The 10,191-nt window shown below is 66.2% G+C and carries 8 protein-coding genes; 3 read left to right on the top strand and 5 right to left on the bottom strand.

Annotated features, from left to right (window positions below; genetic code table 11):
* Positions 1-71: 71 nt before the first annotated feature.
* The 3 genes from VGD93_RS14575 to VGD93_RS14565 all read right to left on the bottom strand — a co-directional run bounded on the left by VGD93_RS14575 (position 72) and on the right by VGD93_RS14565 (position 3,515).
* Positions 72-1,526: a YcjX family protein gene (locus tag VGD93_RS14575; RefSeq protein ID WP_395012891.1), complete on the bottom strand. Its 1,455-nt coding sequence runs from the start codon at positions 1,524-1,526 to the stop codon at positions 72-74.
* Positions 1,527-1,592: 66 nt separating this feature from the next.
* On the bottom strand, positions 1,593-2,504 hold the full coding sequence (locus VGD93_RS14570) for a homoserine O-succinyltransferase (protein ID WP_395012890.1): 912 nt from the start codon (positions 2,502-2,504) through the stop codon (positions 1,593-1,595).
* Between the two features lie 141 nt (positions 2,505-2,645).
* Positions 2,646-3,515 carry an ATPase gene (locus tag VGD93_RS14565; RefSeq protein ID WP_395012889.1) on the bottom strand — a complete coding sequence of 290 codons (870 nt, stop codon included), beginning with the start codon at positions 3,513-3,515 and terminating at the stop codon, positions 2,646-2,648.
* Between the two features lie 240 nt (positions 3,516-3,755).
* On the opposite strand from VGD93_RS14565, the gene VGD93_RS14560 reads away from it, so the two are divergent.
* From VGD93_RS14560 to VGD93_RS14550, 3 genes are all read left to right on the top strand, one after another.
* Positions 3,756-5,543, top strand: a complete 1,788-nt coding sequence (locus VGD93_RS14560; RefSeq protein ID WP_395012888.1) for a flagellar hook protein FlgE — start codon at positions 3,756-3,758, stop codon at positions 5,541-5,543.
* A gap of 69 nt (positions 5,544-5,612) precedes the next feature.
* On the top strand, positions 5,613-7,460 hold the full coding sequence (gene flgK, locus VGD93_RS14555) for a flagellar hook-associated protein FlgK (RefSeq protein WP_395012887.1): 1,848 nt from the start codon (positions 5,613-5,615) through the stop codon (positions 7,458-7,460).
* 14 nt (positions 7,461-7,474) lie between these two features.
* Positions 7,475-9,355, top strand: coding sequence for a hypothetical protein (locus tag VGD93_RS14550; RefSeq protein WP_395012886.1), 1,881 nt, complete (start codon positions 7,475-7,477; stop codon positions 9,353-9,355).
* 76 nt (positions 9,356-9,431) lie between these two features.
* On the opposite strand, the gene flaF is transcribed toward VGD93_RS14550, so the two are convergent.
* The gene (flaF, locus tag VGD93_RS14545; RefSeq protein ID WP_395012885.1) at positions 9,432-9,803 is read right to left on the bottom strand and encodes a flagellar biosynthesis regulator FlaF; all 372 of its coding nucleotides are present in this window, start codon (positions 9,801-9,803) and stop codon (positions 9,432-9,434) included.
* Complete coding sequence (gene flbT, locus VGD93_RS14540) at positions 9,793-10,179, bottom strand: flagellar biosynthesis repressor FlbT (RefSeq protein ID WP_395012892.1); 387 nt, start codon at positions 10,177-10,179, stop codon at positions 9,793-9,795. Before flbT ends, flaF begins: the two co-directional genes overlap by 11 nt.
* Positions 10,180-10,191 lie beyond the last annotated feature (12 nt).

The raw sequence follows: 10,191 nt of genomic DNA, 5'->3' as shown, positions 1-10,191 counted from the left end.
GAAGGCCCGCGGCGCCCGCTGTGGCGCGGCCGGTTCGCCGGAGCCGCCGACGGGACGGGCGACGGGGCGCTTCATCTGAGCCAGTCTCCAATCAGGAAATCCAGGGCCCGGTCGAAGCGGATGTGCGGAAAAACCACGTCGCCGGCGGCGTTGCGCTCGAGCTTTTGCGGCGGCAGGAAGCGCAGGAATTTGAGCGCCACTGGCCGGCCCGCCTCGAACAACACCGCGGGATCGGCCGGCAGGTCCCCGGGGAACAGCGCGATCTCGCCGGAGCCATCATAGGTCACCCCGTCCAGCGTTTCCCCCTGCATGGGCGTGCCGACGATGACGTCGAGGGTTTCGCCGTCCTCCTCGATGACGCCCTCGCGGGTGGCGCGAATGGCGGCGAGCGCCAGCGAGCGCGTCTCGGCGCCGGCGAACCTGGCGCGGCGCGCGGCATTGGCCAGCAGCCGGTTGAGGATCGCCTCCAGCCGGTCGTGCGAGGTCGAATGCAGATGGTCGGCCTTGGTGGCGGCGAACAGGATGCGGTCGATGCGGCGGGCGAGCAGGCGCAGGAACGGGTTACTGCCGCCCTGTCGGAAACAGGCGAGGATTTCGGTCAGCGCCGTTTCGAGGTCGGCGACGGCGGCCGGGCCGGCGTTCAGGGCCCGGAGCGTATCGACCAGCACGATCTGGCGGTCGAGGCGGGCGAAGTGATCGCGGAAGAACGGCTTGACCACGATCTGCTTGTACGCCTCGTAGCGCCGTTCCAGCATGGCATAGAGGCTCCCCGAGCGGACCGCTCCGGCCGGCGGGGGAAGGGGGGCGAAGGTGAGCGCCGGCGAGCCTTCGAGGTCGCCCGGCATGAGGAATCGACCCGGCGGCAACGTCGACAGGGCTCGCCCGTCTTCGCGGCTCGCCCTCAGATACCCCGTAAAGGCGGACGCGAGGCGCTCGGCGTCTGCGTCTGTCGCCTCATCTGCTGGAGTCACCGTTCCAAGAACGTCCATGTACGGTTCGGCTTCGTGGCGGGAATGGGGCCGGCGGGCCCGTTCCAGCGCCTGCGCGCTCCACTCGGCGTAGCTCAGCGACAGCAAAGGCAGGTCGAGCAGCCATTCGCCGGGATAGTCGACGATGTCGAGAGTGAGGGTCGAATGCCCCAGCGCGCCTGCCAAGGCGCGTCGCGACTGGTACTTGAGAACGAGCCGTAACTGGCTGATGCGCCGTGTTGATTCCGGCCAGGTCGGGGGTGTCGCGGTGAGCGCCGCGAGGTGCTGCTCGTAGGCGAAGCGGGGGATTGCCGCGTCCGGGTATTCCGCCAGCCGGGCGCCGACGAAGCGGCCCTCGGTCAGCGGGGCGAAGCCGGGCAGGCGCCCGCCGGTCAGCAGGTTATGCACCAGGGCAGTGATGAAGATAGTCTTGCCGGAACGGCTCAGGCCGGTAACTCCGAGGCGCAGCGTCGGCGTGAACGGCGCCGTCGCCGCGTCGGCGAAATTGCCCAGCGCGATCCCGATCTCGTCGGCGATGTTGGTCGGCGGCTGCGGCAAGGGCGTCCCTCGGATCGTCCCCTGAAAGTAAGCCCGCGGCGCCGGAATGCAAGGCACCGCGGGCCCTTAGCTGCCGATCCTGGCGAGATCGAAGGGTGTCGTCTGGTAGATTTCGTTGATCCAGTTCTGGAACAGCAGGTGGCCGTGGCTGCGCCAGCGGTTCTCCGGCTCCCTGGTCGGGTCGTCGCCGGGAAACAGGTTGATGGGCGGGGCGGTATCGAGGCCGGCCTGGCGGTCGCGCTCGTATTCGTCCGCCAGCGAGCGGCTGTCATACTCGAGGTGGTTCAGCATGTAGAGCGCCCGGCGCTTGCGATCGCCGAGCATGCACACCCCGATCTCCTCGTTGTCGATCAGGATCTCGAGGTCGGCATCGAGGCTGTTGCGCTCGATGTCGTTGTAGCGCGATACGGGGATCGCGAGGTCGTCCGAGAAGCCGCGCAGGTAGGGGGAACGCGGGTTCACCACCTTGTGGCGGAACACGCCGAATGCCTTCTTCTCCATGCGGTAGCGCCTGACGCCGTGAAAATGGTGCAGCGCCGCCTGCGCCCCCCAGCAGATGAACATGGTGTGGTGCACGTTGGTCTGCGTCCAGTCCATGATCTCGAGCATTTCGGGCCAGTACTTCACGTCCTCGAACGGCAGGTTGGCGATCGGCGCGCCGGTGATGAGGAAGCCGTCGAACTTGCGCCCGCGCACTTCTTCCCAGGTCGAGTAGAAACTGTTGAGATAAGCTTCGGGCGTATGCTTCGAATGATGGTCGGTGATCCGCACCAGCGTCAGGTCGACCTGCAGTGGCGTCGCGCCGATCAGGCGGGCGAACTGGGTCTCCGTGCGTTCCTTGTTCGGCATGAGGTTGAGCAGTCCGATCTGCAGCGGGCGGATGTCCTGCCGCGCCGCCCGGGTCGAATCCATGACGACGACGCCTTCGGCCTCGAGGGTCCTGCGGGCGGGGAGGCGATCGGGAATGCGGATGGGCATATCGGTTCTCTGGGGTAGGCGATGCAACGCGCCTCTGCGAGGCGAACGGACGTGCCTCCCGCAAGATGGGTGTTCGCCCGGCCTTTGCACAGTGGCTGCGGCAGAGTGGGCTCCACCCCGGGAGACGTCAACGAGGCAGCGTCACATTCGGCCGCGCTTGGCGATTGCCTGCGCCATGACGTCGAGGAAGTCCATGCCGTCGCGTACCGTTGCCAGATCGGCAGCGTCAACCGTATAGCCGAAATTGTCGGCGAGAGCCTGGTAGCGCGGCAGCCGGTCGTGCAGCAATGCCTCGAAGCCCCAGGCACCGAAACCGGCCGGGTCGACGTCCTCGTCGCGCCCGATGTGGTTCAGCCGCTTGTACTCGGCCCATTTGTCGAGCAGGAACTGCGGCTTGTAGTACATCGGCTTGGGGCTCCTGCGAAAGCGGCGCACCAGTTCTTCGGCGTCGGCGTCGGTTCCCCGGATATAGACCAGCGCGGTGTGCCCGGCGAGGACCTTGATGACCGGATCCTCGGGATCCTCGTGGTTCACGACCTCGATCAGCGACCCCCCCGTATCGGCGATGAAATTGTCGTAGTCATACAATGCCTTGGCGCGCTCGATGAAATCGGGAACATCGAGCAGGGCGGAAATTTCGGCGACGCGATGCTGTTCCTGCCGGCGCCGGTACTCGGCGAGCGTCAGGCCGCCGCGCGCCGGGTCGCCCGGCGTGCCCAGATAGGTGGACAGCGGCTCGAGGTTGTCGATGGTGATGTTGGAGCGGATGTAGATCGAGTCCGAGCGCAGCAGGTCCCGCAGGAAGGGCAGCCGCATGGCTTCGCGCTTGAAGTTGTCGACGATGTACTCGCCCATGTGGCGGGTGCCGATGCGGTAGTCGACCGAATAGTGGAACCAGTGGCTCTGGCGCAGCAGGGTCGCCAGCCTGGTCTTGCCGACGCCGGCCATGCCGAACACGGTCACCGCGTGGCGTGGTGCCGCAACGAAGTCCTTCGGAGTGTCGAAAAGCATGGCTGGTCCGGGCCCTGGCAAGCGCGACCCAGCGTTTAGACGAAGTGGGATTGAGGCACAAGCGGCGGGCAAAATCTGCCGCGGGGTCGGCCAGTTCTGCCGGCTGCCTGCCGCGGTATCCACCGGCCGGGCGACAAAGCGCCGGTATTTCAACAAGCTAAGGACTTGGCATCGGGATTGCTTCGTCTTCCCTGAACCGGCGTGCCGATACGCCAGAACGGGGTCACGGAGTCTTCTTCAATGGGTATTTTTGGCGCTCTCTCCACGGCAGTCAGCGGGCTGCGCGCACAGTCCTTCGCCCTCGAGAACATCTCGGGCAATATCGCCAACTCGCAAACCACCGGCTTCAAGCGCATCGACACGGACTTTCTGGACCTGATTCCGGATGCGCCGCAGAAGCGACAGACGGCCGGTTCCGTGCTGTCGCAGTCGCGCTCGACCAATACCTTGCAGGGCGACATCCGGACGGTATCGACCGAAACCAACATGGCCATCAATGGCAACGGGTTCTTCGTCGTCGAGCCGCGCATCGGCCAGGCCGACGGCGATGCCGTATTCTCGGGATCCAACTTCTACACGCGCCGGGGCGATTTCGAGCTCGACAAAGGCGGTTACCTCGTCAACGGCGCCGGCTATTACCTCAAGGGCCTGCCCATCGATCCCGTGACGCAGAACATATCGGGTTCGGTGCCGCAGGTGCTGCGGCTGGACAATGCCATCCTGCCCGCCTCGCAGACCACCCGCATCAACTACCAGCTGAATCTGCCGCAACTGCCCAAGACCGCGCAGTACCAGGAATCGAAGACACCGGGCAGCCAGTTGCTGGACCCGGCCGACTTCATGACGGTGGCTCCGAACGTCACTGCCACCCTTACCGGAGCCGCGCTTGGCGGCGGCGTCGACGCCAACACGATTGTCAACTATGGCGAAACGCTCACCGTCACGGTCGATGGCGCCCCGGTGACGATGGAATTCTTCGACGGCAGCCTCGGGGCCTACTCCGGCAGCAATGTCGGCATCGACGTCCAGGCAGGCGTCTCCGTTACTTCGGCCCTTGCCGCGATGCAGACCGCGCTGCGGACCAATGGCGGGGCGGCGGTGGCGGACGCCACCATCAACCTCACGGGCGGCAACTTCGCCATCACGCTCGGGACCAACATGGTCGATGTGATGACCACATCGACGACCGCGTCGGGGCTCGGCATCCCGACGGCGGCGACGACAACGGCTCCGACGCTGCCGTGGCTCGATGCCCGCGTCCAGAGCGTGGCGGCGAAGGACGCCGACCAGTTCATCGCGCAGTCGATTTCCGGCGGGGCCATCACGGTGTATGCGGAGAACGGCGCGCCGACCAACCTGCAGTTGCGTTGGGCCAAGGTGAACAGCACGCAGTTTGGCGGATCGGAGCGGTGGAACCTTTTCTACCTCTCCGATGCCGATGCCACCGGTAGCGCCCCGATGTGGACCAACGTCGATCCGACCGCCGACCCCACCGGCGACTACGTGTTCGGCGGCAACGGCTCGCCCAGCCCGGCGGTGGAATACACCCAGCTCAATGGCCTTACCGTCAACGGCGTGCTGGTGGGCGACGTCCGGCTGCAGCACGGTGCCAACGGCCTCACCCAGTTCGCCGATCCCAACGGCACTGCCGAGGTCACGGCGCTGAACCAGAACGGGTATGGTGCCGGCGAGTTCGTCTCGGTCGCGGTCAACGACAACGGGCGCGTCGTGGTCTCCTACAATAACGGGCAGCAGTTGGAGGTAGCACAGGTGGTGACCGCCAATTTCAACGCAGCCAACCAGCTCAAGCGCATGGATGGCGGCGTGTTCGCGGCCACCTCGGAATCGGGCGAGCCGATCCTCAACAACGACGGCGGCATCATCGGCGCGTCGCTCGAGGCTTCCAACACCGATATCTCGGAGGAGTTCACCAAGCTCATCGTCACCCAGCAGGCCTACGCGGCCGGTACCCGTATCGTCTCCACCGCCGACGAGATGCTGCAGGAAGCCCTGAACATGGTGCGCTAGGCAGCGGCGACGCGCAGGGCCCGGCACGGGCGGCGGCACGCCGGGCCGACAACCAGGGAGAACTAGTCGATGGGTCTGACGGTCGCGCTCAACAACGCGCTCTCCGGCATGCGGGCCGGACAGGACGGGCTCGATGTCCTGTCGCGCAACGTCGCCAACTCGGGCACGCCCGGCTATCACAAGCAATCGCTGAGCGTCATCGATACGCTTGGGGCCAACTCGAGCTATGTGCGCAGCGGCTCGGTGACGCGGGCGTTCAATCAGACGCTGCAGAACCACTACACCCTCGCCGCCTCGGACTCGGGCTACGTCAACATCCGCGCCAGCATGCTCGACCGCTGGCAGGTGGCCCTCGGCAAGCCGGGTGAGGCGGGGTCGCTGGACACGGCGTTTGGCGATTTCCAGAGCGCGATGAGCGCCTTGGCCACCAGCCCCGACAACTACGCGACGCGGGCGCAGGCCGTGACCAGCGCCCAGACCCTCGCCGGCACCCTCAACGACCTGTCCAACCAGCTCCAGAGCCTGCGGCGCGAGGCCGAAGGCAAGATGGAAGCCAACGTCACCGAGCTCAACCAGCAGCTCGCGGCCCTGGAGAAGATCAACGGACGGCTTGCCGACCAGGGGTTGGACGCGAGTTCGCGCGCGACCCTCATGGACCAGCGCGACCGGTTGGTGTCGCAGGTGGCAGAACGCGTCGACCTGCGGGTCGACTATCGGTCGGACGGCACCGTCGCCCTGATGACGCGCTCCGGCGTCGGGCTGCTCGACCACCGCGCCTCGGTTTTCGAGTTCCAGAGCGCCGGCGTCATCGCTGCCACCTCGCGGGTCAGCACCGATCCGGCGGAAAGCGGGGTAGGGCGCCTGCTGCTGCGCACGCCGGCCGGGCTGACCATCGACGTGGTGCAGCAGAACGTCTTCCGATCCGGGGAGATGGCCGGGCTGGTCGGACTGCGCGACAAGACCCTCGTGCAGGCGCAGGACCAGCTCGACGAGATCGCGGCTTCGCTGGCGATGGCGATGTCCACGGTGCAGTCCCAGGGGACGGCAGTCGTAGGTGGCGGCGCCAGCGGCCTTGAGGTCGACCTGGCCGCCATCCGCAACGGCAACGACTTCGTGCTCGACTACACGGAAAACGGAACACGGCGCGCACTGCGAGTGGTGCGGGTCGACGACACGGCGAAACTGCCGCTCGACTACGTCGATGCCCGCGGCCAGCGCGTCATTGGCCTCGATTTCTCGGGTGGCACGGCCAGCGTCGCGGCACAACTGCAGGCTGTGCTGGGAAGCAATTTTGCCGTCACCAATCCAGCGGGAGACGTGCTCCGCGTCATGGACGACGGCGCGGCCGGAAAGAGCGATGTCCTCGACCTGAGGACGCGGGCCACCGTCACCGCCAACCAGGATGCCGGCCTTGCCCTGTCGCTGTTCGTCGATACAGGCAACAGCGACTTCACCAACACCCTCGACGGTGACGGACAGAAGCTCGGCTTTGCCGCACGCATCGCCGTCAATACCGGCATCATCAGCGACGGCAGGCTGATGGTGCAGTATGAGACGGGCGGCTCGCTCGGCAACGCCGACCGCGCCAATTACCTGCTCGACCAGCTGGACAGCATGCAGTTTGCCATGGCGAACGGCGGCAGCGACCAGAGGGCGGCCTTCCGCATCTCGGGCAGCATTTCCGAGCTGATATCGCAGACGGTCAATTACCAGGGCAACGCAGCGGCGGGCGCGATCAGCGAAGCGCAGACACAGGAGCTGACGCTGGTGGCGCTGACGCAGCGCATGGACACGGAGTACGGCGTCGACGTCGACGCCGAGATGGCGCGTCTCATGGAGCTGCAGAACGCGTTCGCCGCCAACGGCAGGGTGATTTCGGTCATCCAGGACCTGCTCAACCAGCTGCTGCGGATCTGAGAAAGGCGGCGACGATGACGGTCATCAAGAACTCGATGTTCCCCTTCCAGGCGAGCTTCCAACACATCACCAACATGAAGCAGCGCTTCGACCAGTTGCAGGGGCAACTGGCGACCGGACAGAAGGCGGCAAAGCTCTCCGAGATGGGGTCGAGCCGCTTCTTCGACCTGTCGATGCGCGCCCGTCTTACCAAGAATGCGAGCTACCAGGACACGATCACGGCGGTGAACCTGCGGCTCGACGTGCTCGATGCCACCGTGTCCCGCCTCGACAAGCTCGAGTCCGACCAGCGCACGCTGGCGGCGCCGGGCGGCTACGGGTCGAGCAACATCAACCTCACCACTACCCCGGACCTGTCCCTGGCGCGGCTCGACGAGGTGCTCGACCTGCTCAACGCCAGCATCGACGGACGCTACCTGTTCGGCGGCAGCACGACGGACCGGGCCCCGGTACTGGAGACGTCCGCGATCCTTGATGGCGCGCTGGGGCGCGACGGCTTCCGCACCGTCGCGGGCGAGCGCAAGCTCGCCGATGCCGGACCGGACGGCCTCGGCCGGCTCGGCGTGACCACTGCAGCCGATACCGTCACCGTGGCCGAAGACGGCGTGCACCCCTTCGGCTTCAAGCTGTCGACGCTATCCACCCCGAGTTCGAGCATCGCGCTCACGCAGCCCTCGGGCAGCCCGGCCGCGCTCGGTGTCCAGTTCACCGCGCTGCCCGTTGCCGGCGAGACGGTGAGCATCGGGTTGACCATGCCCGATGGCTCGGAGGAGGTCATCCAGTTGGTGGCGACGACCGGGACGACAGGTGTCGGCGCGTTCCAGATCGGCGCCGACCCCGCCAGCACGGCGGCCAACTTCGATGCCGCCTTGCAGGCGACGCTGCAGCGGGTGGGGGAGACGACGCTCGCCGCCGCCTCCACCTACGCGGCCGCGGACAACTTCTTCAACGAGCAGGGCGTTCCGGTGCTGAGGGTGGGCGGCCCGCCCTTTGACACCGCGACCTCGCTCGTGGCGGCCACGCCGGCGGACACCATGATGTGGTACCAGGGCGAGACCCAGGGCATCCGCGCCAAGGATTTGGGGCGGCTGGAACTGGCCACGAGCGCCGCGACGACGACGCTGGGCGAGCAGGTTCCGCTGGCCAAGGGCTACGGCTTCCGGATCGCGGGCGTCGCTTCGGGTCTCTCCAATGCCACGGCAGCGCTGGCCGGCGGCAGCCCCGAGAACCTGAACGTGAGCTTTGCTGGCTTGCCGAACGCGGGCGAGGCCATCACCGTGCGGCTGAAGCTGCCCGACGGCAGCAGCCGGGACCTTACGCTGACGGCGGTCATGGGGGCGCCCAGGCCAGGCGAGTTCAGCATCGGCGCGGACGGCAATGCAACCTCGGCGAACTTCGCTGCTGCCCTGAGGGAGCGCTTGGCCTCGACGGCGGACGCCGCGGCAGGGACGGCGCGCACCACGGTAACCGCCAAGGTCGAGGACAACACCACCGTCAGGTATGGCGTGCAGGCCAACGAGAACGGTATCGTCGGCCTGATCCGTTCGCTCGCTGCCATGGCAGTGGAAACTTATCCGCAAGGCGACCCGACTTCCACCGGCCGCTTCGATGCCATGGCCGGGCGGCAGATGGCGAGGCTGTCGGAAAGTCACAATAACGAGCCCGGCTCGATCGAGGTCATCACCATCGAGCTCAACCTGGCCAAGGCGCGGATGGGCAATATCTCCGAGCGCCTGACCACGCGCAACGCCCAGCTGCTGACGATGCTCGAGGAGATCGAGGGTGTCTCCAAGGAAGAGGTGGCGATGGAGATGCTGGCGCTGCAGACCCGGCTCGAAGCCAGCTACCAGGCGACCGCGCTGGTGGCCAGGTTGTCGCTGGTCAACTACCTGTAACCTCGTCTGGGTCTCGCCCCAGAACGAAAACACCCCGGCCGGGCCGGGGTGTTTGCTGTCGGCTCGACCGGCGCTTCTATTCGGGCATCGCCCTCAAGCCGGCGGCCAGTTCGCGGTTGATGTTGATGAGCACGTCGAGCTTGCGCGCCTCCGGCTGGTTCTGCGTGGCAAGCGTCTGCTTCATCACGAAGATGCCCAGATTGGCGATGTTCTCGCGCAGTTCGCGCGGCAACCGGCAATCCTCGCCGGTGACCGAAGTGAGGAAGATGTTCCACAGCTTGCGATTGAAGCGCAGCGCCTCGAACAGTTCGGGCCGGTTGGTCTCCCAGTCGTCTCGCACCCTCTGCAACTGGGCGGCAGCGCGGGAGAGAAGGTTGGCCTCGAGGAGGCGCGGGCTCACCGTCTGCTTGCCCACCTGCTGGTAGGCGAGCGCTGCGCTATTTTGCATTTGCGAGCAGGTCCTGTTCGTACTGGATCAGTTTTTTTGCAGCCTTCAGAGCCTTGTAGAGGGACCCTGTTAAAATCTCGTTATTGATCTCGTCGACGATGGGCGTGGTCGACGGCGCGGCCGTCACGATTTCGTTGACCAGCGTGAAATAGTCCTTCCGCATGCGCTCCACGTCCTCGTAGATGTACATGAGCTGCACGGCCAGGTAGATGCGTTTGGCAGGGCTGTTGGCCGTCTCGACCGTGAGGATGTCCTTTTCGCGCAGGATCGGGGCCTTGCCGTCGATGAACAGGCGCGTGCGCTGATCGGAGTTGGTGACGACGCAGTTGCCGATGATGAGGCGTTCGCCCGGTTTCAGTTCGACTTTCAGCGACATGGCTTGAGCTCT

The organism is Devosia sp., assembly GCF_036406155.1.
Classification (GTDB): Bacteria; Pseudomonadota; Alphaproteobacteria; order Rhizobiales; family Devosiaceae; genus Devosia_A.
The sequence above is the reverse complement of the archived record's forward strand: the minus strand, read 5'-3'. Positions and strand labels throughout refer to the sequence as shown.